Genomic DNA, 25,969 nt, shown 5'->3' on the forward strand with positions numbered 1-25,969 from the left:
CATGGACTTCCTCCTCGCCCTCCTGACTCCCGAGCTCATCCACAACGGGATCCAGCTCACCACCCCGATCCTCTTCGGCGCCCTCGCCGCCGCGCTCAGCTCGCGCGCCGGAGTCCTGAACCTCGCGATCGAGGCGAAGATGCTGGTCGGAGCGTTCGTCGGACTCGTCGCTCTCGACGGCACCGGGTCGCAGCTGCTCGCCGTCGTGATCGCCGCGCTGGCCGGAGCGCTCACCGGCGGGCTGATGGCCCTCGCGCACCGCGTCGGGGTCGACCTGATCGTCTTCGCGATCGGGCTCAACATGCTGCTGCTGCAGCTGTCGATCTACCTCATGCGGCAGTTCTTCGGCGGCGTGGGCGTCTGGACCCCCGACGTCGCGACGCTGCCGTCGATCCCCCTGCCGTTCCTCGAGGGCGTGCCCGTGCTCGGCCCGCTGCTCAGCGGCTACAACGCGCTGGTCTACCTCGCGTTCGCGCTCGCGGCCGCGTTCGGCCTGCTCTTCCGCTACCGGCCCGGCCGCCACCTCCTGGCGGTGGGCGAGGCTCCGGGAGCCGCGGCCGCCGCGGGCATCTCGGTCGAGCGGGTGCAGACGCTCTCGCTGGTCGGCTCCGGCGCCCTCGCCGCTCTCGGAGGCGCGTTCCTGACGGTCGGCGAGCTCGGGCTCTTCGCCCGCAACATGACCGACGGCGCCGGCTGGATCGCGATCACCGCGGCGCTGCTCGCGGTGAACCGCCCCGTGTTCCTCGTGCCGGCGTCCCTCCTCTTCGGCTTCTCCGACGCCTTCGCGATCCGCCTGCAGAGCACCACCGACCTGCCCCAGGTCCTCGTGCAGCTCATCCCGATGGCCGCGACGCTCCTCGTGCTGGGCTTCGTCGGCTACCGGGGACTCCGCGCCAAGGAGACCCTCGGCCTGCCCCGCCGCGCCCGCCGTCAGCTGGCCGGCGCTCTGCGCTGACGCTCGCGCCGCCCTCTCGCCCCTCCCTCCCACCCCGCACCCGACGAGAACGAAGGACACAGCCATGACCCTCCCCGCACCCTCCCGCCGCCGCGTCCGGCAGGCGTCCGCACTCTCCGCCTTGGCCGTCACGGCCCTCGCCCTCTCGGCCTGCAGCGGCGGAGGCTCCGCCTCGACCGCGGCCCCCGACTCCGACGCCTACACCGTCGCGCTGGTCGGCGGCGTCGCGGGCGACCTCTCCTACACCGACTCCGCCCTGGCCGGCCTCACCGAGGCGAAGGACACCCTCGGGGTCGCGACCTCGCACATCGAGGCGCCCGACGTGGCGCAGGGCGAGACCCTCCTCCGCTCGGCCATCCAGACCTCGCCGGACCTCGTGCTGAGCATCACCCTGCCGCTGGACACCGTCATCGCGATCGCCGAGCAGTACCCGGACCAGAAGATCGGCATGCCGGACCAGAGCCTCGAGGACTCCGAGGTGCCCGACAACCTCGAGCTCTACACGATCAACACCCACGAGGGCAGCTTCCTGGCGGGCCTGGTCGCGGGCACGATGACCACCACCAAGAAGGTCGGCGCGGTCGTCGGCGGCGACGCTCCGGGGCTCAACCAGTTCGCCTGGGCGTACGAGCAGGGCGTCAAGGAGGCGTGCGGCGACTGCACCGTGCAGCGCACCTACCTCAACTTCACCTTCAACGACCCGGCGCTGGGCAAGTCGACCGCCCTCGACATGCACAGCGACGGGGTCGACGTGATCTTCCAGGTCGCGGGCGGCTCGGGCACCGGCGTCATCGAGGCCGCGGAGGAGGAGGGCTTCTACGCCATCGGCGTCGACAGCGACCAGGACTCCGTCGCGCCCGGCACGGTCATCACCTCGATGATGAAGCACGTCGACGCCAACGTCCTCACGATGATCTCCTCGGCGCAGGAGGGGGAGTTCACCTCGGGCGCCACCAACGTGGGACTCGCCGAGGGCGCGACCGGGCTCTCGTGGGACGAGGGCTCCACGGTCTTCGAGGACGCCCACCCCGAGCTCGCCGAGCCCGTGGCCGCCGCCAAGAGCACCGTCGCCGACTACGAGACGCGGATCCTCGACGGCTCGTTCGAGGTCTGCGACGCCCTGAACGACCCCGACTCGGACGCCTGCTCGCCCTTCGCCGGCTGATCCTCCCCGACCGCAGGAGTCGCCGATCTCCCCCCCCGGTCGGCGGCTCCTGCGCTCCCCCTCTCGCGCCCCGCCGCGGCACCCGCACCAGGAAGGCCCCTCCATGACCACTCCGTTCCTCCGGCTCGACGGCCTGCGGAAGTACTTCGCCTCCTCCGGCGTCCTGGCGGTCGCCGACGTCTCGCTCGACGTCGGCGCCGGCGAGGTGGTCGCCCTGGTGGGCGAGAACGGCACGGGCAAGACCACTCTGATGAACCTGCTGTTCGGCGCGTTCCCGCTCGACGCCGGTCGGATCGAGATCGACGGCGAAGAGGTCGCGATCCGGGGGCCGCAGGACGCGATCGACCACGGTATCGGCATGGTGCAGCAGCACTTCGCGCTCGTCCCCTCCTTCACCGTCGCGCAGAACGTGCTGCTGGGCCGCGAGCCCCGACGCCGCGACGGCCGGATCGACGACGCCGCGGCGGAGCGCGAGGTCGGCGCCCTCGCCGATCGCCTCGGATTCCCGGTGGACCCGGCGAAGCTGGTCGCGGCCCTGCCGATCGGCCTGCAGCAGCGCGTCGAGATCCTCAAGGCGCTCGCGGGCGACACGAGGCTGCTGATCCTCGACGAGCCGACCGCGGTGCTCACCCCGTCCGAGGCGGAGGACCTGCTGCGCGCCGTCCGCCGACTCGCCTCCCTCGGGACCTCGGTCGTGTTCATCAGCCACAAGCTGCCCGAGGTCATGGCCGTCGCGGACCGCATCGTCGTGATGCGCCGCGGGCACGTGGTCGGCGGGATGACCGCCGCCGAGGCGACCGCTCCGGCGATCGCCCGGATGATGGTCGGCCGCGACGTGCTGCTCAGCGCCGACATCCCGCCGGGCAGCCCCGGGGCGGACGTCCTGCGGGTGTCCGGCGTCTCGGCGCCGCAGGTGAGCGCGGGCGACTCGGGACTCGACGACGTCTCGCTCACCATCGCGTCGGGGGAGATCCTCGGAGTCGCGGGCGTGAGCGGCAACGGCCAGGGCGCGCTGGTCGACGCGATCGCCGGGCTCCGCCGGGTGCGCGAGGGCACGGTCGAGATCGCCGGGACCGACACCACCGGTCGCGGCCCGCGCGCCGCCCGTGATGCCGGGCTCGCCCACATCGCCGAGGACCGCATGCACGTGGGCCTCAACCGCGGCGCGACGCTGGAGGAGAACGCCGTCTCGGTCGCCTACCGCTCACCGCGCTTCCATCGGGCCGGGCTGCTCCGCCGCGGCGCCATCCACCGGTTCGCGGTGCAGCTCATCGACGACTACATCGTCCGCGGCGCCTCCGCCCGCCGTCTGATCGGCTCGCTCTCGGGCGGCAACCTGCAGAAGATCGTGATCGGCCGCGAGCTCGACGGCGACCCCGCGGTGATCATCGCCAACCAGCCCACGCGCGGACTGGACGTCGGCAGCATCGAGTTCGTGCACCGGGCCCTGCTCGCCGCGCGCAGCCGGGGCGCGGGCGTCCTGCTCCTCTCGGCCGAGCTCGAGGAGATCCTCACGCTCTCGGACCGGATCGTCGTGATGTACGACGGCCGCCTCGCCGGGCCGTTCGCCCGCGGCGAGCTCGACACCGCCGAGATCGGCGCGCTCATGGCCGGCTCCGACCTCGAGACGAGCACCCCGTGACGCGCACGCTGATCGTCGCCGACCACGTGCTGCCCGATGTCGAGGCCGACGAGCTCGGCCCGGCGGTCGTCGCGGTCGAGGACGGCATCGTCCTCTCGGTCGATCCGCTGCGCGGTGCTCGCCCCCGCGGCGCGGACGTCGTCGACCTCGGCCGCTCCGTCGTGCTGCCCGGACTGGTGAACGCGCACGCCCATGCGCCGATGATGCTGTTCCGCGGCGTCTCGGAGGGGCACTCCCTGCTGAACCTCGAGGGCTGGCTCGGAGCGATCCGCTCGCTCGAGGCGCACCTCTCGCCCGAGCTCCTCTCGGCGTCGGCGTCGGTCGCCTGCGCCGAGATGATCGGCAGCGGTACGACGTCGTTCGCCGACCAGTACCTGTTCGCCGAGTCGTACCTCGCCGCGATCGAGGACTCGGGTCTGCGCGCCCGGGTCGCGTACGGCATCGTCGAGCTCGGCGACGACGCCGTCCGCGCCCGCGAGCTCGCCGCGGCGGAGTCGTTCGTCGCGGCCTCGCAGGAGCACCCGTTGGTGCGCGGCTGGGTCGGACCGCACGCGTTCTTCGTCGACAACCAGGTCGAGGCGATCGAGGCCGAGGTCGCCCTCGCGCACCGCTTCGGCGTCGGGCTGCACACGCACTTCGCCACGTCGGGGGAGGAGGAGAACGCCTGCCGCGAGCGCTACGGCCGCGGCGCCCTCGAGACGATGGGCGGGCTCGGCCTCTTCGACGTCCCCCTCCTGCTCGCCCACTCGAACGAGATCGTGGTCGAGGATCTGGCGCTGCTCGCCGGGTCGCGCGCGAGCCTCGTGGCCGCCGCCTCCGTCGCCATGATCAGCGGAGCAGCGGCCCCTCCGGTGCGGCAGGCTCTGGACGCGGGCGTCAACGTCGCGATCGGCACCGACAACCTCTGCGGCAACAACAACGCCGACCTGTTCGAGGAGCTGCGCACGCTCGGCAAGCTGGCGGCCTTCGCCGAGCGCCGGCCGAACGCGATCACCTCCCGCGAGCTGCTCGGCCTCGCGACCTGGCGGGGGCACCGTGCCCTGGGCGGCGCCGCGGAGGACGGCTCGCTCGTCCCGGGAGCCGTCGCCGACCTGATCGCGCTCCCCGTGGAGGCCCTGCACCGCGGGCCCGTCGCGGCGCAGTCGCTCCACTCCGCGCTCGTCTACGGGGCGTCCGGCTTCGACACCTCCGACGTCATGACCGCCGGGCGCTGGCTCAAGCGCGATGGCGCCGTGACGACGGTCGACCTCGCGGCGGCGGTGGAGCAGCGGCAGCGCGACCACGACACCCTGATGGAGCGGGTGCGCGCGGCCTGAGACGCCGTCAGCGGGCCGCGTCGAAGGAGGGAGCGAGCCGCTCCTCGAGGATCCGCTCGCGCAGCTCGGGGTCCGCGAACCCGCCCGCCAGCGCGGTCCGCTGCGCCCGCTCGACGTCCGCGAGGCCCCAGCCGAAGCGGTCGACGAGCAGCCGCAGCTCGCCCGTGACGCTCGTCGCCGAGATCAGCCGGTTGTCCGGATGCACCGTGACGGCGGCTCCGATCCCGGCGAGCAGTCCGATCGGATGCTGCGCGAGCGTGTCCACCACGCCGCCGGGCTGGGAGTTCGAGCTCGGGCACAGCTCCAGCGGGATGCGCTCGTCGACGATCCGCTGGGCGACCGGGCCGAGCTCGAGCGCTGCGACCCCGCCTCCCGCCCGGCGCCACGCGGCGACCACCTCGCCCACCGGGTGCCGCGCACCGCCGATCGCGAGGTCCTCCGCGAGCCGGGCGCCGTGCCCGATGCGCTGGGCGGAGCAGTCCTCCAGCGCACCGAGGATGCTCTCGACGCCGGCGGCCTCGCCCGCGTGCACCGTCCGCGAGAGCCCGTGCTCGGCGGCGAGGCGGAACCACTCCGCGTGCTCGGCGGGCGGATGCCCCTCCTCGTGCCCGGCGAGGTCGAGTCCCACGACCGCGTCGCGGTTGCGCAGGGCGGTCACGACGACCTCGCGCCCGTGCTGCGCCGTGCGCATGATCGAGAGGATCTGCCGCACGAGCACCGGGCGGCCCTCCCGCGCGGCGTCGCGCATCCCGGCTTCGAGCCCGTCCTGCACGGCCGCCAGCGCCTCGTCCATCGAGAGGCCGCGGGCGAGGTGCTTCTCGGGCGCCCAGCGGGTCTCGGCGTAGACCACGCCGTCGGCGGCGAGCGCGGCGACGTACTCCCGCGCGACCCGGCGCAGCTGGGGAGCGGTCTGCATGACCGAGGTCGTCAGCCCGAACAGCAGCTCCCAGTCGGCGCCCGGTTCGAGCGCCGCGAAGTTCCCGAACCAGTGCTGCAGAGCCTCCGGGTCGCGGCGCGGCACCGGCGCCCCGCTCTCGGCCGCGAGGGCGAGGAGGGTCTCGGGCCGCACGGAGCCGTCGAGGTGGTCGTGCAGCGAGACCTTGGCGAGGCGGGCGAGCGGATCGGAGTGGTCGACCCAGGTGGTCGCGCGTTCGCGTCGCGAGGTGAGGTCCATGGGTCTCCGATCCGCCGGATCCCAGCGTACAAAACGTTTTGTATCGTCCGTATGACGATCCGTGGCACGCTGTCGCCATGACTGCTCCCCGGCACCTCGTCGTCTTCGACACCGACATCGGCACGGACGTCGACGACGCCCTCGCTCTCGCCGTCCTCCTCGGTGCGCGGGAGGAGGTCGAGCTGCTCGCCACGACGACCGTCTACGGCGACACCCTCCTGCGCGCCCGCCTCGCGCAGCGCTACGCGGGGCTCGCCGGTGTGCGCCTGGACGTCCACGCGGGGGAGCGCGACACCCTCTCGGGCCGCGAGGTGTGGTGGGCGGGCCACGAGGGCACCCTGCACGACGGGCTCGACGCCGAGGACGTGCAGGCCGAGCCGGCCGTCGACGCCCTCCTCCGCCACGTGCTCGCGCGGCCGGGCGAGGTCGACGTGATCGCCGTGGGGCCGCTGACCGACATCGCGGAGGCGATCCGGCGCGAGCCGCGCTTCGCCGGTGCGGTCCGCCACCTCTGGCTGATGGCGGGAGCGTTCGGCACGGGCGCGACCGAGCACAACGTCCGCAGCGACGCCGACGCGGCGCGGGTGGTCTTCGGCGCCGGCCTGCCGACGACCGTCGCCGGACTCGAGGTCACGCAGCGCCTCGCGATGCGCAGCGAGCAGGTCGAGGCGATCGCCGCCTCCGGTGCCCTCGGCGCCGCGCTGCACCGCGACATCCGCCAGTGGTGGGACTTCTGGAGCGAGACCTGGAACGTTCCGCACGACCCCGTCGCGGTCCTGGCGATGCTGCGGCCCGAGCTCGTGACGCTCTCGGAGCCGGGCACGGTGACCGTCGTTCCCGGCGGCGACCCCGTCGAGGACGGCCTCAGCGTCTTCACCCCCGATCCCGAGGGCACCGTCCGGCTCGTCGTCGACCTCGACGTCGACGCCGTCTCGGAGGCGATCGTCGCGGGCGTGCGGGCGGCCGGTGCAGGGCCGCTCGGCCTCAGGCGCTGATCGCCGCCCGCACCTCGGGAGGGGTCGGCGGAGTGGTGGCCATCAGGTCCCGCACGTAGGCGAAGAAGCGCTCGCCGTCGATCCGCTCGACGGCCGTCGCGTTCGCCGTCTCGGGCGTGCACGTCCAGTCGAAGACGGTCGCGCCGAGCGTCAGCTGCCCGTCGGTCTCGACCGCCACCGCGTACGCGCGCTCCTCGAGCACGAGGTCCTCGTCCAGGCTCAGCAGCACCGAGAGCGAGTCCGGGTGCGTCGAGCCGTCGATCCCGACGCGCACGTCGAAGTCGAAGGTGGCGCGGTTGGCGCGCACGAAGAAGTCCGACAGCGGAGTCGCGGCCGCGGCGATCTCGGCGATCCGGCCCTCGTCGAAGACGGCGTCGCGGAGGGTCAGCGGGTCCCAGGTCACGAAGCGCAGATCCGCGAAGCCCGCCCCGGTGACGATCGCGGCCGCCTCCGGATCGACGTAGACGTTGAACTCGGCCGCGGGCGTGATGTTGCCGCGGCCGTTGAGGGACCCGGCCATCACGGTCAGCCGCTCCACGTTCCGCACGAAGGACGGGTCCTTCCGCGCCGCGAGCGCGATGTTGGTCAGCGGGCCGATCGCCACGATGCGCAGTCGGCCCGCGTGCTCCGCGGCCAGTCGGATCAGGGCGTCGACGGCGTGCTCCTCCTCGGGACGCTGCGAGTCCTCGGGTCGGCGGATGCCGCCGACGCCGTCGCCGTGCACCTCGGTGGCGCTCACCCACGGGCGCAGGAGCGGAGTGCGCGCGCCGAGGTGGACGGGCACCTCTCCCGCGCGCCCGGCCAGCGCGATGGTGAGGAACGCGTTGTGGAGCTGCTGATCGAAGCCGACGTTCCCCGCGACCATCGTCACCGCCCGCAGATCGGCGCGCGGATCCAGGAGGCCGATCAGCAGGGCGAAGCAGTCGTCGGCGGCGGTGTCGGTGTCGATGAGGAGAGGGATCACGCGGCGAGCGTACGGTGCGCTCGTGTCGGGCGTGTTGCGGGGAGGCAGAATGGATCCCGATGACCTCCACACCGCCTCCGCTCGGCCTCCTCCTCGACGTCGACGGCCCCATCGCCAGCCCGATCAGCCGCACCATCGCGATCCCCGCCATCGCCGACGACCTCGTGCGCCTCGCCAACGCCGGCATCCCGATCGTCTTCAACACCGGACGCTCGGACGCGTTCCTGCGCGAGCGCGTGCTGCCCTCGCTCCTGGAGCGCGGGGTCTCGCCCGAGGCCCGCATCGTCTGCGTCTGCGAGAAGGGCGCCGTGTGGTTCACGGTCGACTACCGCGGCACGTCCGAGCCGATCGTCGACGAGTCGCTCGCGATCCCCGAGCCGGTCGCCCGTGATCTCGAGCGCATGATCCGCTCCGACTACGACGACCTCGTCTTCTTCGACGAGACCAAGCGCGCGATGGTCTCGGCGGAGCAGCTGGTCGACCTGCCCAGCGACGAGTACCTCTCGCGCCAGCTCGTCTTCGACGCCGACGCCCTGCAGATCATGACTGCGGCCGGCCTCGGAGTCGAGCGCCGCGGCATCCGCTACCCGAACGACTCCGGAGCGGTCGACTACCGCATCGACCCCACCGTCATCTCGACCGACATCGAGTCGAACCGCCTCGGCAAGGACCTCGGCGCCCAGCGCGCCGTCGAGCTGCTCGGCGCGACCGGGCCGATCCCGCAGCGCTGGCGCACCGTCGGCGACTCCCGCAGCGACTACGCCATGGCCGACTGGCTGTACGAGCACGCCTACGAGGTCGCCCACGTCGACGTCCGCCCGGCCGAGGGCGTCCCCGAGAAGCGGTACCCGATCCTGGTGGTCGACGACCTCGTCAACGACGCGGCCGGAGCCGCGGTGCTGCGCCGCTGGACCGAGCTCGTCGACGACGAGACGACCCCCGAGGCGGGCGACGGGATCTCGCTGTACACCCGCTCCTGATCCGCCACCCCTCGTTCGCGTGAAGCCCGGCCCGCTAGCGTTCGAGGCATGAGAATCGCAGTCACCGGTGGATCCGGCAAACTCGGCCGCAGCGTCGTCGCTCGCCTCCGCGCATCCGGCCACGACGTCTACAACCTCGACCGGGCGGGGGAGCGGGGCCCGGGCTTCGTGCGCATCGACGTCGCCGACTACGGCCAGGTCGTCGACGCCATCCAGGCCGTGGGCGACCAGTACGAGGGCATCGACGCGGTCGTGCATCTCGCCGCGATCCCCGCGCCGGGCATCGTGCCCGACATCGCCACCTTCCAGAACAACATGCTGTCCACGTTCAACGTGTTCCACGCGGCGATCCGCTCGGGCATCCGCAACGTCGTCTACGCCTCCAGCGAGACGGTGCTCGGCCTGCCCTTCGACGTGCCGCCGCCCTACATCCCGGTCGACGAGAAGTACCCCGCCCGTCCGGAGTCGGTCTACTCGCTCACCAAGCACCTCGAGGAGCAGCTCGCGATCGAGCTGTGCCGCTGGCACCCGGACCTGAAGATCATCGGCCTGCGCTTCTCGAACGTGATGGACGAGGCGGACTACGCCGAGTTCCCGTCGTTCGACTCCGACGCCCTGCAGCGCAAGTGGAACCTCTGGGGCTACATCGACGGCCGCGACGGCGCGCAGGCCGTCGAGAAGGCGCTCGCGCACGATGCGACCGGCTTCGACCGCTTCATCATCGCGGCGGCCGACACGGTCATGTCGCGCCCCAACGACGAGCTGATCGCCGAGGTGTTCCCCGGTGTGGAGGTGCGCGGCGAGGTCGGAGCGAACGAGACCCTGCTCTCGATCGACCACGCCCGGGAGGTGCTGGGCTACGCGCCCGAGCACTCCTGGCGCGACTCGCAGCAGGGCTGACCGAAACGCGACCGGCCCGCCGGGATCCGAGGATCCGGCGGGCCGGTCGCGTTCCTGCCGACTACTGCAGCATCAGCTGGGGATGTAGTTGAAGGTGTCGGGGTCCGGGCCGGTGCGGTGGCCGCGGTCCAGCGCCGTGATGTCGGTCATCGACTCGTCGTCGAGCTCGAAGTCGAAGAGCGCGAAGTTCTCCTCGACACGCGCGCGCGTGACCGACTTCGGGAACACGATGTCGCCGCGCTGGATGTGCCAGCGGAGCACGACCTGCGCGGGGGAGCGGTCGACGTTGCGGGCGATGCGGGTGATCGTGTCGTCCTCGAGGACCAGGCCCTGGGCGATGGGCGACCACGCCTCGGTGGCGATGCCGTGCTCGACGCCGTACGCGCGCAGCTCGTCCTGCACGAGGTAGGGGTGCACCTCGATCTGGTTCACGGCCGGCACGATCGTGGCCTCGGCGCGCAGGCGGTTGAGGTGGTTGGTCTGGAAGTTGGAGACGCCGATCGCCTTCGCCTTGCCGCTGCGGTAGATCTCCTCCATCGCCTTCCAGGTCTCGAGGTAGTCGCCCACGTTCGGCAGCGGCCAGTGGATCAGGAAGAGGTCGACGTAGTCGAACTGCAGCTCGCCGAGGGTCACGTCGATGGCGGCGAGGGCGTCCTCGCGGGCGTGGAAGCCGTTGTTGAGCTTCGAGGTGACGAAGACCTCGGAGCGGTCGAGGCCGGAGGCGCGCACGGCCTCGCCGACGCCCGCCTCGTTGCCGTACATCTCGGCCGTGTCGATGTGGCGGTAGCCGGCCTCGAGGGCGGCGAGCGTCGCGTCCTTCGTCTCGGCGGGATCGATCTGGAACACGCCGAAGCCCAGCTGGGGGATCTCCACTCCGTTGTTGAGGGTGATCGTGGGGACCGTCGTGGCGTCCGTGCTCATACTGAGTCTCGTCCTTTCATCGGGGAGGCCGCGCGCTCGACGCCCGCGGCCAGGAGTCCAGTCCACGCCCGGGGGCCTGTCGGCTGCAACCCCTTGAACACTCAGGGAACGTCGAGGGGTCGCCCCCCGTCACGCCCGCGTCGAGGGAACCGGGGCTGCGGCCGCGACGAGTCGCCGCGCGGAGCGGTCGGCAGCCGACCCGCCAAGCAGCGCGGCGATCGCGAGGGCGACCAGGAGCGGGACGTGCCCGGTCACCGGGACCAGCGCCGCGATGATCAGCGGGAAGAAGAAGCCCAGGTAGGTGAGCGTGTAGAAGGTCGCCGTGAGCCTCGCGAGATCGTCGGGTGCCGCCATCGTCTGCACGGCCTTGAGTCCCGAGAGCAGGCAGATGCCGTAGCCGGCGCCGAGGAACGGGGCGGCGAGGAGCACGAGCCACGGCGAGCCCGTGAGGGCGGCCGGCGCGAGCACGAGCGCCCCGGCCGCGAAGCAGATCGTGCCGACCGGGCCGTTGCGCCCCCGCAGAGCGTGGTCGATGCGTGCCGAGAGCAGCTGCACCGAGGTCCCGACTCCGAGGGTGATCAGCATGACGAGGGTCGCGAACGCGATCCCGAGCGTGCCGAGTCCGCCGGTCACGAGGCTCGGGCCGACGGCGAACGAGAGGCCGCAGCTGCCGAAGACGAACGGGGCGATCGGAGCGACCGTGCCGCGGAACCGGCCGCGGTAGACCGCCGGGACGCGCAGGTCGCCCAGGAGCGAGCGCCGGTGCGGGCTCGACGTGCGCGTCTCGGGCGCGCGGAGCACCGCGAGCAGCGAGAGCGCCGTGACGCCGGCGTGCACGAGGTAGGGCAGCACGGTCGGATTCGGCGCCCACTGGGCGAGCACCCCGCTGATCGCGGCCCCGCCGCCGAACCCGATCGAGAGCGAGATGCCGCTCCGACGCGCTCCGGTGCCCGCCGCCGCCGACAGCTCCTTCACCCAGCTGCTGCCGACCACGGCCGCGACGGCGACGCTGACCCCGGCGAGCAGACGGGCGACGCAGAGCCCCGCGAGGTTCGTCCCCGCTAGTGCGAACACGACGCCCGCGAGGGCGCCGAGCGCCACTCCGGCCAGCATGATCCTCCGTCGGCCGAAGCGGTCGGACCACGCCCCGGCGAGCGCGAAGCCCGGCACGATGCCGATCACGTAGACGGCGAGCAGCAGCGTGACCTCGGTCTGCTCGAAGCCGGCCACCTGCCGGTACATGACCATCAGGGGGATGAACTGGTTGCCGCCCCAGCCCAGGGCCGACATCGCGGCGGCCACGAGCAGCCACGACGACGGCGACGTACGAGGTGCGGACGGGGATCGGTCGGGGCGGGGCCGCATGGCGTCCTTCGGGTCGGGGGCACCCGGGCCGCTCGGCGCGGGAGCGGTCGCCGACCTCCGATTCTCGGGACACCGGCCGTGTCGGCGCAAGCTCCGATTGCGGACGTGTCCGCTGGAGGACGTCGGGGCGGGTGCCGGAGCGCCGTCAGCAGCTGATGCTCGGAGCCGGCGGACCGCCGGCGATGGCCGTCCCAGCGACGGCGGGAACGCCGCCCCGATGCGGCCGACCCCCGGTCGGGCGTCAGGCCGCGCTGTCCAGCCGCAGCATCGCCTCGCGGGCGAAGGCCGACGCCGCCGAGCGCCACGTGCGCTCCAGCGACAGCACGTCGTCGCCCGCCGCGCGCGAGTCAGGGAGCTGCTGGGCGGCGGCGTCGAGCACTGCGGCCCGCAGCTCGGTGTTGATGTTGATCTTGCCCAGCCCCGCGCCGACCGCGCGGCGCAGGTCGGCCTCGGGGATCCCGGACGCGCCGTGCAGGCTCAGCGGCACCCCGCTCGCCGCGTGGATCGCGTCGATCAGCGGCCAGTCGAGCTCGGGCTCCGCGGCGTAGGTCCCGTGCACGTTCCCGACCGACGTCGCCAGCACGTGCGCACCCGCCGCGGAGAGGAACGGGGCGACCAGGGCCGCGTCGGTGCGGCCCGACGGCAGCGAGGCGAGCGCGCGGTCCTCGTCGCCCGCGAGAGCGCCCAGCTCGGCCTCGACGACCACTCCGGAGCGGCGCACCGCCTCAGCCGTGAACGCCGCGTTCTCCTCGAACGGCAGAGCGCTGCCGTCGGCCAGCACTGCGTCCGCACCGGCCTCGACGGAGCGGAGGATCAGGGCGAGGTCGGTCGCGTGATCGAGCTGCACCGAGACGGGCACCGCGGAACCGTCCGCCAGGGCGCGCAGCGCGGTGAGGAACCGCGGTCCGTGCCGGTCGGCCGCGGTCTTCGGCGTGACCAGCAGGATCACCCCGCGGCCCAGCTCCTCCGCCGCGTCCACGACCGCGAGAGCTGTCGAGAAGTCGTAGCAGGTGAGGGCGCCGACCGCCCCGCCCGCCGCCTGCCGCTCGCGGATCAGGTCGTCCATCCGGACCCTCACGCGAGACCGCCCGCGACGATCCAGACGACGTAGGTCAGCGCGAACCCGACCACGCCGAGGATCGTGGTGAGCACGGTCCAGGTGCGCAGTCCGTCGGCGACGCTGAGGCCGAGGTAGCGGGTGACGACCCAGAAGCCGGCGTCGGTGACGTGCGAGAGTCCGAGCGAGCCGAAGCCGACCGCGACGGTGATGATCGCGATCTGCAGCGCGGTGTAACCACCCTCGGCGACACCCGTGGCGAGCAGTCCGCCGGTCGTCACGATGGCGACGGTGGCCGAGCCCTGGGCGGCGCGCAGCACGAGCGACACCACGAAGCCGAGCACGATCAGCGGCACGCCGAGGGTGTCGAGCGTGCTCGCGAGCGCCCCGCCGATGCCGCTGGCCTGCAGGACCGCTCCGAACACCCCGCCGCCGGCGACGACGAGCAGGATCGACGCGATCGGCGGCAGCGCGCTCTCGAAGATCTCGTTCGTCTGCGTGAGCGACCAGCCGCGCTTGACGGGCAGGGCGAAGAATGCGATCCCGACGGCGACGAGCAGCGCGAGCACCGGAGTGCCGACGAAGACGCTGAGGCCGTGCGCGAAGCTGCCCTCGGGCAGGATCAGGGCGCCGACGGTGCCGACGAGGATCTGCACGATGGGGATCGCGACGAGCAGGATGATCAGCCCGGCGCGCGGCGGGGCCAGCTCGGTGCCGTCGCGGCCGACCGTGCGGATCGCGGAGGTGACTCCGCCGACCTCGGCGAGCTGGGCTGCCACGGCCGGGGCGAGCTCGTAGTCGCGGCGGTTCATGATCGCCGAGACCGCGTAGGAGAGGACGCCGAGTACCGCGCAGATGGGCAGCGCGATGAGGGCGATGAGCCCGACGTCGGCGCCGAAGACGCCCGCTCCGGCGACGATGCCCGGGTGCGGCGGCACGGCGACGTGCACGGCGAGCATCAGGCCCACCATCGGCAGGCCGAACTTCACCGGGCTGAGCCCGGCGACCTTGCTGAACGCGTAGATGATCGGCACGAGGACGATGACGCCGACCTCGAAGAAGACGGGGATCGCGACGAGGAACGCCACGATCGTCAGTGCCACCGCTACCCGCTTGGGGCCGAGCACGCGGGTGAAGTGGTCGGCGAGGCTCTGCACGCCGCCCGATACCTCGATCAGGCGGCCGAGGATCGCGCCGAGCGCGATGATGAGGGCGACCTTGCCCATCGTGCTGCCCACGCCGTTGGCGACGAGCACGAAGATGTCCTCGAGCGGGATCCGCGCCGAGACGGCGACGAGCACGCTGACCAGCAGCAGGGCCACGAAGGCGTGGATCTTGAAACGGATGATGAGCACGAGCAGCAGGGCGATGCCCGCCGCGGCGATCCCCAGCAGGACCGGGGTGTCGAGGGTGACCGCCGGGGCGATCGGTGCGTCCGCGGCGCTGCGGATCGCGGTGGCGAGGTTCATCGGGCGTCCTTCGGGGTGAGATGCTGCGGGGCGAGGACCTTGATGACGGCGGAGTCGTCGGCGGCGGCGAGGCCCTGCGCGGCTCCGAGCAGGTAGAGCTGCTCGGCGGCCGCGGCGATCGGAGTGGCGAGGCCGGAGCCCCGGGCGGCGGAGGTCACGATGCCCATGTCCTTCACGAAGATGTCGAGGCGGCTCAGCACCTCGGCGCCGTCCTCGTCGTAGGCCTGCAGCATCCGCGGTCCGCGGTTGCCGAGCATGAACGAGCCCGCCGCGCCGGCCGAGAGCGTCTCGAGGGTGGCGGCGACGTCGAGTCCGAGCGCCTCGGCCAGGGCGAGCGCCTCGGCTCCGGCGGCGATGTGCACGCCGCACAGCAGCTGGTTGACGGTCTTGAAGGCCTGGCCGTCGCCGGCGCGGTCGCCGATGACGCTCAGCGTCGAGGCGAGCAGCTCGAGCACGGGCTGCGCCTTCGCGCGGGCCTCGGGAGCCGCTCCGACGACGATCAGCAGGTCGCCCGCTCCGGCGCGGACGGGCCCGCCGCTGAGCGGGGCGTCGACCAGGTGCACGCCGAGCGCGTCGAGCTCGGCGGCCACGGCGACGACGTCGTCGATCCCGACCGTGCTGGTCATGATGACGACGGCGCCGGGCTCGAGGGTCGAGGCGACCCCGTTCGCGCCGAACAGCACGTCGCGCAGCTGGGCGCCGTTGCGCACGGCCAGCAGCACGGCGTCGACGCCCGCCACGGCGCCGCGCGCGGAGTCGAAGGGGGTGATGCCGGCGTCGGCGGCCAGCGCCAGCCGCGGCTCGGCGATGTCGAAGCCGTGCACGGTGAGCTCGGTGGCGAGGCGGGTGGCCATGGGCAGGCCCATGGCGCCGAGCCCGAGCACGGCGACGCGGTAGGAGGGGGTGGTCACGGTGGTCCTTCTTCCTGGGGAGTGGGGGAGGGGGTGCTCGCGGGTCACGCGACTGCGGGGGTGGGACGGGTCAGCGTGCTGACGACGGCGGCGAGCGAATCGTCGTCGCCGACGTTCCCCGCGAACACGATGTAGGGGATGCCGCGCGCGGGGCCGTCGACCGGCTCCCAGAGCGAGACGATCCCGGGCAGCATCGGGCCGCGCACGATCGCGCGCCGGATGCCGAGCCCGTGGGTGGCCACGTCGCTGGACGTGATGCCGCCCTTGGCGATGACGAAGCGGGGGTGCCGACGGGCCAGCACCCGCTGCACGACCTCCACGACCGCGGTCGAGACCCGGCGCGAGATGTCGAGGCTCTCGTCCTTGTCGTCCGTGCGGCGGAGGAGCCGGCTGGTGTGCACGGCGACGTCTCCGCGGCCGAGCGCGTCGACCGCCGCGTGCACGATCCCGTCGAGGTGCGCGGCGTCCTCGGCCAGCACGGCCTCCACGTCGATCTCGAGGGTCCGCTCGAGGGCGCCCTGAGCGGTGAGCACAGCGAGCTGGCGCGAGGTGAGCCCGACGTGCGAGCCGACCACGATCAGACCGCCGACGGCGTCGCTCCCGTCGGTGCCGAAGACGTCCGGCGCCGTGAGCGGAGGGTGCACCTCCTGCCCGATGCGGGCGCGGACGAACGGCGGGCCGACGCGGAACAGGAACCGCTTGCCCTGCTCCTCCGCCGCCGCGAGTCCGAGGGCCAGCAGGCGCATGTCGTCCTCGGTCACGGCGTCGACGACGACCGGGACGGAGCCGGTCAGGGGGAGGAGCGCGCGGACGATGCCGTCGACTCCGCCGCGCAGGACGCTCAGGTCCAGGCGCACGACCTGCTCGGCGCTCCACCGGCCCTGCGTCTTCTCGGCGACGTAGTCGGCGAGGTCGGAGGAGGCGTAGCCGAACGTCGCGTCGCGGGCGAACTCGGTCTCGGCGATCGGAGTGAGGCCGTCCGGCGAGCGCATGAAGTGGACGCCGCCGATCGTGACGCGGCCGGCATCGGGGAACGCGGGCACCAGCAGCACCGCGTCGAAGCCGTGGCCGGTCGACTCCCGCACCGTCTCCTCGATGACGTCGGTCTCGAGCGGGTAGTGCCCGCGCAGCGTCGAGTCGCCCCGGCTGACGAAGGCGATCGGAGTGCCGGCATCGGCGGCCGCGCTCGTCGCGTGGGCGACGATCTCGCGGTTGCGCCGGGCGGCCGACTCGGGGTCCAGGCTGCGCGTGTTCGTGAGGACGTAGACGGCGGGGGCGCCCTGCGCCAGCGCCCAGTCGAAGTCCGCCGTCTCCCACGACGTGAGGACGGGCAGGTCGGCGACCGACTGCGTGCCCGTGGGGTCGTCGTCCAGGACGATCAGGACCCGGGTGCCGCGTCCGACGGCCGCCGCGACGTCGGCCGCATCGACGGGGACGTGCTCGGGGTGGCCCGCGAGGGCGCTCGACTCTTCCATCATCACTCCTTTGTAGCTGATAGCAGATATCATACAAGTTGATGGAGCCGCGTCAAGAGCGGTTCTGCAGGGACCGCTCAGCGCAGCGTCGGCAGGACGTGCTCGCGGAAGTCGTCCGCGGTCTGCTTCATGTGGTCCGCCATCGCGAGGCGCGCCTCCTCGGCGACGCCGCCCCGCAGAGCCTCGAGGACCGCCGCGTGCTTCGCGATCGCGTTGCGCTGGATCCGCTCGACGGCCGACGTCTGCGCGCGCTTCTCGCGCATGACCCGGGAGAGCGGGGCGAACACCGTGCCGACGAAGACGTTGCCGGTCGAGCGCAGGATCACGTCGTGGAACGCGATGTCGGCCTCGACGAACGCGGCGACGTCCTCGTCGTCGTGCGCCGCGCGCATGAGGCCCAGCAGCCGCTCCAGATCCTCGAGGTCGGAATCGGAGCGACGGGTCGCCGCGAGCGCGGCCGCTCCGCTCTCGATCATCTCGCGCACCTCGATCAGTTCGAGCTCGGTCGTGCCGGGGTCGGTGCCGTGCGCGGTCACCCGCAGGATCGCGCCCAGATCCGTCCAGAGCGAGAGGGGAGCGACCGTGCCCCGCTTCCCGCGCCGCACGTCGAGCACGCCCAGCCCCTGGAGGCGCTTCAGCGCCTCGCGCATCGTGACGCGGCTGACGTCGTGCTGCTCGGCCAGCTCCGCCTCGCTGGGCAGCTCGGAGCCGATCGCGAGGACGCCGGCGACGATGTCGTCGAGCAGGGCGTCCGCCACGGTCGTGACGAGGGAGGCGCGGACCACGGCAGGGTCTCCCGTCGGTAGAGGGCTTCCAGTGTACGGGCGCCGTCGCGCCGCCCGCGGGAACGACGAAGGCCCCCGGCACGGATGCCGGGGGCCTTCGATCCTGCACCCGGGGGTGCGGGGCGCGTGACTACGCGCGGGACTTGCGGCCGGTGATCGCGCCGTAGACCAGCAGGACGATCAGGGCGCCGACGATGGCGAGGGCCCAGGTGCCCAGGTCGAAGAACTCCTCGAGACCGCGACCGAAGATCGCGCTGCCGATGAAGCCTCCGAGGAACGCGCCGACGACGCCGAGGACCAGGGTGATGACCCAGCCGCCACCCTGACGGCCCGGGAGGATCGCCTTGGCGATGGCTCCGGCGATGAGTCCGAGGATGAGGAATCCGATGATGCCCATGATGTTTCTCCTTCGTGTTCGTGCTCGACCGGCCGTTCCGATGCGAGCGTGGACGCCTGTCGTGAGGGCGTCCTGTGAAGTTCTCTTCCGGTCAGCGGAGTGAGCGCTGCACCTTCGCGCGGGCCTTGTCCGCGATGGAGGCGAAGTGCTTGGCCTCGCGCTTGGAGGTCTTCTTGAGCTTCTTGCGCGTCTTCTTCGTGGCCGGGTCGTTCCACACGCCGAGCGCGAGGTGACGCAGCTCTTCGTAGCGGGCGCGTCCAGCGCGAGCGCCGAAGACGTACGCCGCGAGAGCGACGAGCGTCAGCAGGACGAGGCGGGGATTCATGCGGTGACCCTTCCATCGGAGAGCACAGGGACGTGCTCGACACCCATTTGACTCTCCTGCGCAGTGCGTGACAATTCAGGGCCCGACCATTGACAGCGACCCCTCCGGCCTGGTTCGCGTGCGCGCAGTGGCGTACCCGGGCCGTTCCCGCTCGCAGCGCGTCGGCGCGTTCCGCTCAGGCGCAGGATCCGGCGAAGCGCTCGTGCAGGTAGCCGCCGTAGCCGCCGTCGACCCGGTTGTCCCGACGGCCCGAGGTCACGACCTCGCCGCGGTCGGTCGCTCCGACCCGCGCACCGATCGCGTGCAGCCGCTCGACCAGGCGCACGTCCTCGTGCAGCGGCTCCACGCCGAAGCCGCCGGCGAGGAGGTAGCAGCCCGCGCGCACCCCGAGGTTCGCCCCGTGGATGCTCCCGATCGACTGCTCCCGCTCGCGGGTGCGCCGCCAGCGGGCGTACATCGCGGGCTCGAGGTCGTCCGGATCCGGCCGGACCGTGCCGACCAGGACGTCGTGCCGGTGCGCGTGCTCCACGTGGGCGAGGAGCCAGTCGATCGGCACCCGCGTGTCCGCGTCCGTGTTCGCGATCCAGATCCGCTCGACGGGAGCGGGAGCGGAGGAGAGCGCGTGCGCGATTCCCGCCGAGCGCGCCGCGCCGACTCCGCAGCGCTCGAGCTCGAGCACCTCGGCGCCGGCTGCCCTCGCCCGCTCGGCCGTGGCGTCGGTGCAGCCGTCCGCCGCGATCAGCAGCCGCACGGCGAGCCCGGGGTGCGAGCGGAGCAGCCGCGTCGCGCTGGCCTGCACCGAGGCGATCAGTCCGCCGATCCGCTCCTCCTCGTCGTGCGCGGGCACGACGACGAGCACGTGTGCGACGCCCCTCACAGCAGGCCCGTGCGGCGCGCCACGGAGCGGGGGTCGCGGGTGTGCACCTCGAGCAGCACGTCCTCCTCCTCGTGCCGCACGATCCGGTGCAGCCCGAGCCGTCCGACGGCGGCCTGCACGGCGTCCCCGTCGAGCTCGAGCCCGGCGATGGGGTGCCGCCAGTGCACCGTCACGAGCTCACCGGAGGGGGAGAGCGCGTCGCGCACGCCCCGCAGCACCCGCTCGAGCGTCGTCGCCCCGAGGTAGTAGCCGACCTCCGAGAGCACGATCAGGTCGAACGGTCCCTCCGGGACCCCGCCGGCGATGTCGTGGTGCTCGACGCGCACGTGCGGCAGCGGAGCGAGCCGGCGCGCCGCCCGATCCACGGCGGCCTCCGACACGTCCACCGCGAGCAGGCGGTCGCAGCGCTCGGCCAGCGCTTCGGCGAGCACGCCGATCGATGCGCCGATCTCGAGGGCGGAGTCGTAGCGCCGCTCGGGCAGGCACGCGAGCGTGAGGGCGCGCTTGCGCTCCTCGTACCAGCGGCTCGTGTAGCCCCAGGGGTCCTCGTGCCGCGCGTAGAGCTCGTCGAAGTAGGTCGTCCGGCCGTCCATCCCCTCGACCCTAGGCACGCGGACGGCGGCGGGCGGCCACTTGTCCGCGGGGCCGCGGTGCGCTATCCGGCCACCCGGAGCAGGTGGTCGTCGCCGAGGAAGTGGCGGAGGAAGAGCGGATGCAGCACTGCCGCCGCCCCGTCCGCGCCCCGCCGCGTCTGGCTCCCGTACTCGCCCAGAGCGGCTCGACGCCGCGCCCGCGCGTCCCCGTCGGCCTCGACGCGCAGGAGGGACGACCACGGCACCGTCGCGTCGTCCGGCCGCGCCCAGTGCCACAGCCAGATCGGCGCGGCGAGCACCGGCTGGCCGCACGCGGCTCCCGCCTCGGCGCACACCTCGCCGACCACGCGGTGGTCGCGGTGCCCGTCGCCCTCCCACGTCGAGAGCACGAGCACCGTGCCCGCGGGTCCGGATGCGCGTCGCCGCACCTCGTCCGCGATGCGGTCACGGTGCTCGGGGGTCGCGGAGTCGGGCACCTCGAGGAAGGCCAGTTGGATGCCGTCGCCGAGCCGGTCGAGCGCGGCCCGCGCCTCGCTCCGGCGCTCGGCCGCGATCGAGGGGGAGGGCTCGCCGTGCGACGCGGCTCCGTCGGTCACGACCACCACGTCGACCGCGAGCCGCCGCCGGCGCGCCAGGGCGATCGTGGCCGCGCAGCCCAGCGTCTCGTCGTCGGCGTGCGCGGCGACCACCAGCACCCGCTGCACGCCCGCGAGCACGTCGGCGGAGGGGAGCCGGTCGCGGCGTCCGTCCTCCTGCCACACCTCGAGCGGCGTCCCCTCGAGGTGGCCGTCGAAGCTCACCACGCTGTCGAACCGCCCGAGGCGAGCACCGCCCGCCCGAGCGCCGCGTCGTCGCGCTCGGCGTGGTGCTGCCGCACGTAGAGCGCGAGATCCGCGACCCGCTTCGAGTGCTCCTCGTCCAGCGCCAGCGGTGCGGGTCCGAGCGCGCGGCCCGCGCGCGAGAGGACCTCCTCGCAGGCCGCCGCCGTGCTCGCCCGCGTCCGCTTCGCCAGGAGCGCGCCGGCGGACCCGGTCGCCGCTCCGCCGTCGACGAGCGCGGCCGCCTCCGCGAGCGCCCGTCGGGCGGCCTCGAGGGCCGTGTCCACCGCGCCGAGATGCGCGAGCAGGTGCGGGTCGTCGCGGCGTGCGGCGGCCGCCGCGACGACGGCGCCGATGCCGCGCGCTCCGCCGTACCAGCAGGCCGCGACGGCGATGCCGCCCCAGGCGAACCCGGGACGCGAGAGGTACCAGCCCGCCTCGCCGACGGGCACGGCCACGGCACTGGAGAAGCGCACGGGGCCGCTCGGGATCTCGGCGAGACCGCGTGCGTGCCAGGCGCCCTCGAGCGGAACCGCCGACCCGTCGCGGAGCCCGACGGCGAAGAGGCGGCGCTCGCCGGAGCCCTCGCCCACGTGCGCCGTGACCAGCGCTGCGTCGAGCCGGTCGGCCAGTGAGCACCACGGCTTCACGCCGTCCAGCCGCCAACCGTCGCCGTCGGGCCGCGCGACGAGCGGCTCCTCTCCTCCCTCCGCCGCGAAGACCCCCCAGGCGGCGGTCGCGGCGACGCCGACGTCGGCCGGAGCGAGGCCCGCCTCGGCCAGGATCGCCAGGGCGTCGAGGTGGGGTTCGACCGTGCGGGCGACCCCGAGATCGTGCCGCGCCAGGCGCGTCAGCAGCGCCAGCAGCTCGGCCGTGCGGCCGGATCCGGGCTGCGGGGCGTCGGAGCCCAGCGCACGGGCGAAGGCGAGCGCGCCCTCGACGTCCGTCGGCAGGGGCGCGTGCAGGGGGAGGGAGGAGGTGAGAGGGTCCATCGCCGCCGACGCTACGCAGTACGCGCCCCTCGCCGCGCGCATTGCCCGGAGGCGCGCTCGGTGCTAACCGCCGCGCGTCAGAGCTCGAGTGCGGTGATGCGGTGCAGCAGCCGGGCGAGCTGGTCCACCTCGCCGGCGGGCCAGCCGCGCAGCTCCTCGTGCAGCTGCGCCTGGTCCGAGCCGCGGAGCTCGCGCAGCCGCTCAGCGGTCGCGGGCGTCACCGACAGGATCGTCGAGCGCCCGTCCGCCGGATCGGGCGCCCGCGAGAGCAGCCCCAGGCGGTCGAGGGCGGTGATCTGCCGGCTGAGCGTCGACTTGTCGGTCTCGAGCAGCTCCGCCAGGGCTCCTGAGGAGATCGGCCCGCGTCGCTCGAGAGCCGACAGCGTCGTGTAGCCCGCGGCCGTCAGCTCCGGATGCACCCGCTCGGCGTAGGAGCGGGTCATCGCCCTCACCCGGCGGAAGAGCGTGCTCAGCTCCGCCTCGACGGAGGCGATGGCCGCGTCGACGTCGCGGGCGGGGGTCGGGCTCTGGCCGGTCATGCCTCCATGGTGCCCCCTCGTCGACTTGCGCCGCTGGGTCCGGATGTCGTACGCTCTCCGAAGCCAAAGACCGCCGGTTTCCGGTGTGCGCACGAGCAGGGCCCCGGCCCCGCGAGATCGCCACTCGGACGAAGGATTCGCGAAGCGAATGGCCCGCGCAGGTGTGAACGAGATCATGACACGCGAGAGATCGCGTCTCCCGAAGCTCCGAGCGCTTGCGCCGGAGCTTTTTTCTTTGCGTGCCTTCGGGCTACCGGCACGAGAATTCACAGGAGTAGCCATGGCGAACAAGGAAGCCTCGGTTGCCGAACTCACGGAGAAGTTCCAGAGCTCGACGGCCGTTCTGCTGACCGAGTACCGCGGTCTCACCGTTGCGCAGCTGAAGACGCTGCGCAAGGACATCAGTGAGCACGCAACCTACGCCGTGGTGAAGAACACGCTGACCAAGATCGCGGCGAACAACGCCGGTATCTCGTCCTTCGACGACGAGCTCGCTGGCCCCTCGGCCATCGCGTTCGTGCACGGCGACCCCGTCGCCGTCGCGAAGTCGCTGCGTGCCTTCGCCAAGGCAAACCCTCTGCTCGTGGTGAAGGGCGGTTACTTCGACGGTAACCCCCTGACCGCAGAAGAGGTGGGCAAGCTCGCCGACCTCGAGTCCCGCGAAGTTCTGCTCGGCAAGCTCGCCGGCGCCTTCAAGGCCTCGCTGTTCGGTGCCGCATATCTGTTCAACGCCCCGCTGTCCAAGGCCGTTCGCACGGTCGAGGCGCTGCGCGAGAAGCAGGAGTCCGCGAGCTGACGTCTTCCTCCGGGAGACAGCGCACGCGGTTCGTAGACAAGAAAAACTAGGAGAAAAATCATGGCAAAGCTCACGCAGGACGAGCTCATCGAGGCCTTCAAGGAGCTCACGCTCATCGAGCTCTCGGAGTTCGTCAAGAAGTTCGAAGAGGTCTTCGAGGTCACCGCCGCCGCGCCCGTCGCGGCTGCCGGAGTCGCCGGCCCGGCCGCTCCCGCCGAAGAGGTCGAGGAGCAGACCGAGTTCGACGTCGTGCTCGAGGCCGCCGGCGAGAAGAAGATCCAGGTCATCAAGGAGGTCCGCGCGCTCACCAGCCTCGGCCTCGGCGAGGCGAAGGCCGTTGTCGATGGCGCCCCCAAGGCCGTCCTCGAGGCCGTCAACAAGGAGACCGCCGAGAAGGCCAAGGCCCAGCTCGAGGCCGCCGGCGCGACCGTCACCGTCAAGTAGTACTGCGCCGACCCCGGTCGGCATGCGCGCAGGGCGCCGTCTCCTCGGAGGCGGCGCCCTTCGCCGTTCCCGCGCCGTGCTCCTGTGGCCGTGTTCTCGCGGGCTCCGGAATCGCCCGGGCTCTAGAATCGGTGCGTGTCCGCTCCTGATCCGCTCGCAGGCCTGCCCGCTCGCGACGTGCCGCCGAGCGAGGTCTCGCTCAGCGAACTGCTGAGCGACTTCGTCTCCGTGACCCACCGCATCACCCGTTTGGCCGCGCAGGCCACCGACAACCAGGAGTCGCAGGCCGTCTGGCGCACGCTCTCGGTGCTCCTGTCGATGGGCCCGATGCGCCTGGGGGAGCTCGCCTCGCAGAGCCGCGTCTCGCAGCCGACGATGACCAAGATCGTCAAGAACCTCGTCGACAGCGGCTGGCTCGCCCGCATCGCCGATCCCGCCGACGCCCGCGCCTGGCAGATCCAGCTCACCGACGTCGGAGCCGCTGCCCTCGCGGCCTGGCGCTCCCAGCTGGGCGACGCCCTCACGCCGATCTTCGCCGACCTCGCCCCCGAGGACCGCCGCGTCCTCGAGCGCGCCGTCGAGATCATGCACGAGCGCCTGGTGGTCGGCCCCCGCCCCTGATCGGCGGTGTCGGTCGTGCCCGCTACCGTCCCCCCGTGACCCGCTTCCTGCTCCACGCCGACGCCGACGCGTTCTTCGCCTCCGTCGTGATGCGGCGGCGCCCCGATCTGCGGCGGGTCCCGATGGCGGCCGTCGCGCATGTGTTCGTCGCCAGCGCCAACTACCCCGCCCGCGCGCTCGGGGTGCGCGGCGGCATGCCGGTGCAGGAGGCGCGCGCGCTGTGCCCGTCGCTCGTCCTGGTCGATCTGCCGCGCGACGAGATCGAGGAGGCGAGCGACGCGCTGTTCGACCTCTTCGCCTCCTCGGCGCGCGCCGTCGAACCCGGCTCGATGGAGGAGGCGTTCCTCGACGTCGGCGCCTCGGACGAGTCCAGCGCCCTCGCGGCGGCTCGCGAGCTGCGCCGGAGGGCCGCCGACGAGCTCGGCCTGCCCGTGAGCGTCGGCATCGGGTCGACGAAGCTGATCGCGAAGCTCGCGTCCCGCGCCGCGAAGCCGGACGGGCTGGTCCTCATCGGCTCCTCCGAGGAGGCGGACCTCCGCGAACGGCTGCCGCTCGTGGACGCCTGGGGCGTCGGCCCCGTGAGCCGTGAGCGCCTCCGAGTCATCGGGGTCGAGCGCCTCGCAGACCTCGACGCCGTCTCGGACGGCGAGCTGACGAGCGTCTGCGGGCTGGCGATGGCGCGGCGCCTCCGCGGCTACCGGACGGGCACCGACGACGCGGTCGTCCGCCCGGTCGAGGAGCGCCGCACGTTGAGCTCGGAGGGGACCACCACCGGGTACGACCGAGCTGACCACTCGCCGTCCGAGCTGGTCGAGGCCTGCCTCGCGCGCGTGTGCCGTCGAGCACGGCGCGCAGGGCTCGTCGCGACCGGACTGTCCCTCGCCCTCCGCCCTGCGTCGGGCGGAGCCGCGATCGTGCTGCGGCGGGCCCGCGCCGACGCCTCGGCCGACGAGGAGGAGTGGGGTGCGACGGTGCAGGAGCTGCTCGCCGGAGCGGTGCCGCCCCCGCTCAGCGGAGCCGCCGTCACGCTCACCGGCCTCGCGCCTCGGGGAAGTGCTCCGCTCGCCCTGTTCTGACGCGCGGACGCGCGCCACACTGGGGGCGTGCGCATGCGACTCGAGCTCGTCCCCCTGCCCGTCGCCGATGTCGATCGGGCGGTGGCGTTCTACAGCGGCGTCGTCGGGTTCGAGGTCGACCACGACGTCCGCCCGACCGAGGGGATGCGCATCGTGCAGCTGACTCCGCCCGGCTCGGCCTGCTCGGTCGTCCTCGGCACCGGCATGGGCCTGGACCCGGCGGACGGCGTGGTCCGCAACCTCCACCTCGTCGTGGACGACCTCGCCCAGGTCCGCGCCGAGCTGGTGTCCCGAGGGCTCGACGTCAGTGAGGTGCACGACATGGGTGGCGTGCTCTACGCGTACTTCGCCGATCCGGACGGCAACTCGTGGGCGCTGCAGCAGATCGGCGCCGACGCCCGCCCGCCGGCCTGACCG

At 73.0% G+C, this 25,969-nt stretch carries 28 protein-coding genes; 12 read left to right on the plus strand and 16 right to left on the minus strand.

Annotated elements, in window-relative coordinates; translation table 11 throughout:
- Position 1: 1 nt before the first annotated feature.
- The 4 genes from LRG51_RS15705 (at position 2) to LRG51_RS15720 (ending at position 5,078) form a co-directional block, all read left to right on the plus strand.
- Entirely contained in the window at positions 2-955 is a 954-nt protein-coding gene (locus tag LRG51_RS15705; protein ID WP_230673548.1) for an ABC transporter permease, read from the plus strand.
- 64 nt (positions 956-1,019) lie between these two features.
- On the plus strand, positions 1,020-2,120 hold the full coding sequence (locus tag LRG51_RS15710; protein WP_230673550.1) for a BMP family ABC transporter substrate-binding protein: 1,101 nt from the start codon (positions 1,020-1,022) through the stop codon (positions 2,118-2,120).
- 103 nt (positions 2,121-2,223) lie between these two features.
- The gene (locus LRG51_RS15715) at positions 2,224-3,762 is read left to right on the plus strand and encodes an ABC transporter ATP-binding protein (RefSeq protein ID WP_107573324.1); all 1,539 of its coding nucleotides are present in this window, start codon (positions 2,224-2,226) and stop codon (positions 3,760-3,762) included.
- The gene (locus LRG51_RS15720) at positions 3,759-5,078 is read left to right on the plus strand and encodes an amidohydrolase family protein (RefSeq protein ID WP_230673552.1); all 1,320 of its coding nucleotides are present in this window, start codon (positions 3,759-3,761) and stop codon (positions 5,076-5,078) included. Before LRG51_RS15715 ends, LRG51_RS15720 begins: the two co-directional genes overlap by 4 nt.
- Positions 5,079-5,085: 7 nt before the next feature.
- Here the strand turns inward: LRG51_RS15720 and LRG51_RS15725 are convergent, their stop codons facing one another.
- The gene (locus tag LRG51_RS15725) at positions 5,086-6,252 is read right to left on the minus strand and encodes an adenosine deaminase family protein (RefSeq protein WP_230673554.1); all 1,167 of its coding nucleotides are present in this window, start codon (positions 6,250-6,252) and stop codon (positions 5,086-5,088) included.
- Positions 6,253-6,329: 77 nt separating this feature from the next.
- Between LRG51_RS15725 and LRG51_RS15730 the strand changes: the two genes are divergently transcribed.
- On the plus strand, positions 6,330-7,247 hold the full coding sequence (locus LRG51_RS15730) for a nucleoside hydrolase (protein ID WP_055790964.1): 918 nt from the start codon (positions 6,330-6,332) through the stop codon (positions 7,245-7,247).
- Here the strand turns inward: LRG51_RS15730 and LRG51_RS15735 are convergent.
- Positions 7,237-8,211, minus strand: coding sequence for a nucleoside hydrolase (locus LRG51_RS15735; protein ID WP_230673556.1), 975 nt, complete (start codon positions 8,209-8,211; stop codon positions 7,237-7,239). The two genes, LRG51_RS15730 and LRG51_RS15735, sit on opposite strands and share 11 nt — an antisense overlap.
- Positions 8,212-8,270: 59 nt before the next feature.
- On the opposite strand from LRG51_RS15735, the gene LRG51_RS15740 reads away from it, so the two are divergent.
- Together LRG51_RS15740 and LRG51_RS15745 are read left to right on the plus strand one after the other, a co-directional pair.
- A complete protein-coding gene (locus tag LRG51_RS15740) occupies positions 8,271-9,191 on the plus strand; it encodes a hypothetical protein (RefSeq protein ID WP_230673558.1) in 921 nt (306 codons plus the stop codon).
- 48 nt (positions 9,192-9,239) lie between these two features.
- Positions 9,240-10,091, plus strand: coding sequence for an NAD-dependent epimerase/dehydratase family protein (locus tag LRG51_RS15745; RefSeq protein WP_230673560.1), 852 nt, complete (start codon positions 9,240-9,242; stop codon positions 10,089-10,091).
- A gap of 72 nt (positions 10,092-10,163) precedes the next feature.
- On the opposite strand, the gene LRG51_RS15750 is transcribed toward LRG51_RS15745, so the two are convergent.
- The 14 genes from LRG51_RS15750 to LRG51_RS15815 form a co-directional block, all read right to left on the minus strand.
- Positions 10,164-11,012 (minus strand): aldo/keto reductase, encoded by an 849-nt coding sequence (locus tag LRG51_RS15750; protein ID WP_230673561.1) that lies wholly within the window; start codon positions 11,010-11,012, stop codon positions 10,164-10,166.
- A gap of 129 nt (positions 11,013-11,141) precedes the next feature.
- Complete coding sequence (locus tag LRG51_RS15755; protein WP_230673563.1) at positions 11,142-12,377, minus strand: MFS transporter; 1,236 nt, start codon at positions 12,375-12,377, stop codon at positions 11,142-11,144.
- A 241-nt stretch (positions 12,378-12,618) separates the two neighbouring features.
- Positions 12,619-13,443, minus strand: coding sequence for a class II fructose-bisphosphate aldolase (locus LRG51_RS15760; RefSeq protein ID WP_230673565.1), 825 nt, complete (start codon positions 13,441-13,443; stop codon positions 12,619-12,621).
- A gap of 8 nt (positions 13,444-13,451) precedes the next feature.
- On the minus strand, positions 13,452-14,903 hold the full coding sequence (locus tag LRG51_RS15765) for a GntP family transporter (protein WP_055790989.1): 1,452 nt from the start codon (positions 14,901-14,903) through the stop codon (positions 13,452-13,454).
- Positions 14,900-15,814 (minus strand): NAD(P)-dependent oxidoreductase, encoded by a 915-nt coding sequence (locus LRG51_RS15770; RefSeq protein ID WP_082481274.1) that lies wholly within the window; start codon positions 15,812-15,814, stop codon positions 14,900-14,902. Before LRG51_RS15770 ends, LRG51_RS15765 begins: the two co-directional genes overlap by 4 nt.
- Positions 15,815-15,858: 44 nt before the next feature.
- Positions 15,859-17,292: a four-carbon acid sugar kinase family protein gene (locus LRG51_RS15775; protein ID WP_055790992.1), complete on the minus strand. Its 1,434-nt coding sequence runs from the start codon at positions 17,290-17,292 to the stop codon at positions 15,859-15,861.
- Between the two features lie 74 nt (positions 17,293-17,366).
- On the minus strand, positions 17,367-18,074 hold the full coding sequence (locus LRG51_RS15780; protein ID WP_055790995.1) for a FadR/GntR family transcriptional regulator: 708 nt from the start codon (positions 18,072-18,074) through the stop codon (positions 17,367-17,369).
- Positions 18,075-18,204: 130 nt separating this feature from the next.
- A complete protein-coding gene (locus LRG51_RS15785; protein WP_055790998.1) occupies positions 18,205-18,471 on the minus strand; it encodes a GlsB/YeaQ/YmgE family stress response membrane protein in 267 nt (88 codons plus the stop codon).
- 91 nt (positions 18,472-18,562) lie between these two features.
- Positions 18,563-18,796 carry a hypothetical protein gene (locus LRG51_RS15790; protein ID WP_055791000.1) on the minus strand — a complete coding sequence of 78 codons (234 nt, stop codon included), beginning with the start codon at positions 18,794-18,796 and terminating at the stop codon, positions 18,563-18,565.
- A 175-nt stretch (positions 18,797-18,971) separates the two neighbouring features.
- Positions 18,972-19,673 carry a glycosyltransferase gene (locus LRG51_RS15795; RefSeq protein ID WP_230673567.1) on the minus strand — a complete coding sequence of 234 codons (702 nt, stop codon included), beginning with the start codon at positions 19,671-19,673 and terminating at the stop codon, positions 18,972-18,974.
- Positions 19,670-20,266 (minus strand): class I SAM-dependent DNA methyltransferase, encoded by a 597-nt coding sequence (locus tag LRG51_RS15800; protein ID WP_107573310.1) that lies wholly within the window; start codon positions 20,264-20,266, stop codon positions 19,670-19,672. The genes LRG51_RS15795 and LRG51_RS15800 overlap by 4 nt, the downstream gene beginning before the upstream one ends.
- A gap of 62 nt (positions 20,267-20,328) precedes the next feature.
- The gene (locus LRG51_RS15805; protein ID WP_230673569.1) at positions 20,329-21,069 is read right to left on the minus strand and encodes a PIG-L deacetylase family protein; all 741 of its coding nucleotides are present in this window, start codon (positions 21,067-21,069) and stop codon (positions 20,329-20,331) included.
- The gene (locus LRG51_RS15810; protein WP_230673571.1) at positions 21,063-22,076 is read right to left on the minus strand and encodes an acyl-CoA dehydrogenase; all 1,014 of its coding nucleotides are present in this window, start codon (positions 22,074-22,076) and stop codon (positions 21,063-21,065) included. Before LRG51_RS15810 ends, LRG51_RS15805 begins: the two co-directional genes overlap by 7 nt.
- A 77-nt stretch (positions 22,077-22,153) precedes the next feature.
- Positions 22,154-22,615 (minus strand): MarR family winged helix-turn-helix transcriptional regulator, encoded by a 462-nt coding sequence (locus LRG51_RS15815; RefSeq protein WP_230673572.1) that lies wholly within the window; start codon positions 22,613-22,615, stop codon positions 22,154-22,156.
- Between the two features lie 280 nt (positions 22,616-22,895).
- Between LRG51_RS15815 and rplJ the strand changes: the two genes are divergently transcribed.
- From rplJ to LRG51_RS15840, 5 genes are all read left to right on the plus strand, one after another.
- Positions 22,896-23,411, plus strand: coding sequence for a 50S ribosomal protein L10 (rplJ, locus tag LRG51_RS15820; protein WP_055791018.1), 516 nt, complete (start codon positions 22,896-22,898; stop codon positions 23,409-23,411).
- A 60-nt stretch (positions 23,412-23,471) separates the two neighbouring features.
- Positions 23,472-23,855, plus strand: coding sequence for a 50S ribosomal protein L7/L12 (rplL, locus tag LRG51_RS15825; RefSeq protein ID WP_055791021.1), 384 nt, complete (start codon positions 23,472-23,474; stop codon positions 23,853-23,855).
- A 135-nt stretch (positions 23,856-23,990) separates the two neighbouring features.
- Positions 23,991-24,476, plus strand: coding sequence for a MarR family winged helix-turn-helix transcriptional regulator (locus LRG51_RS15830; RefSeq protein WP_230673574.1), 486 nt, complete (start codon positions 23,991-23,993; stop codon positions 24,474-24,476).
- Positions 24,477-24,511: 35 nt separating this feature from the next.
- The gene (locus tag LRG51_RS15835; protein ID WP_230673576.1) at positions 24,512-25,552 is read left to right on the plus strand and encodes a Y-family DNA polymerase; all 1,041 of its coding nucleotides are present in this window, start codon (positions 24,512-24,514) and stop codon (positions 25,550-25,552) included.
- Positions 25,553-25,579: 27 nt separating this feature from the next.
- Positions 25,580-25,966 carry a VOC family protein gene (locus LRG51_RS15840; protein WP_230673578.1) on the plus strand — a complete coding sequence of 129 codons (387 nt, stop codon included), beginning with the start codon at positions 25,580-25,582 and terminating at the stop codon, positions 25,964-25,966.
- Positions 25,967-25,969 lie beyond the last annotated feature (3 nt).

Origin of the sequence: Rathayibacter sp. Leaf248 (assembly GCF_920939495.1) — a bacterium.
GTDB classification, from domain to species: Bacteria; Actinomycetota; Actinomycetes; order Actinomycetales; family Microbacteriaceae; genus Rathayibacter; species Rathayibacter caricis.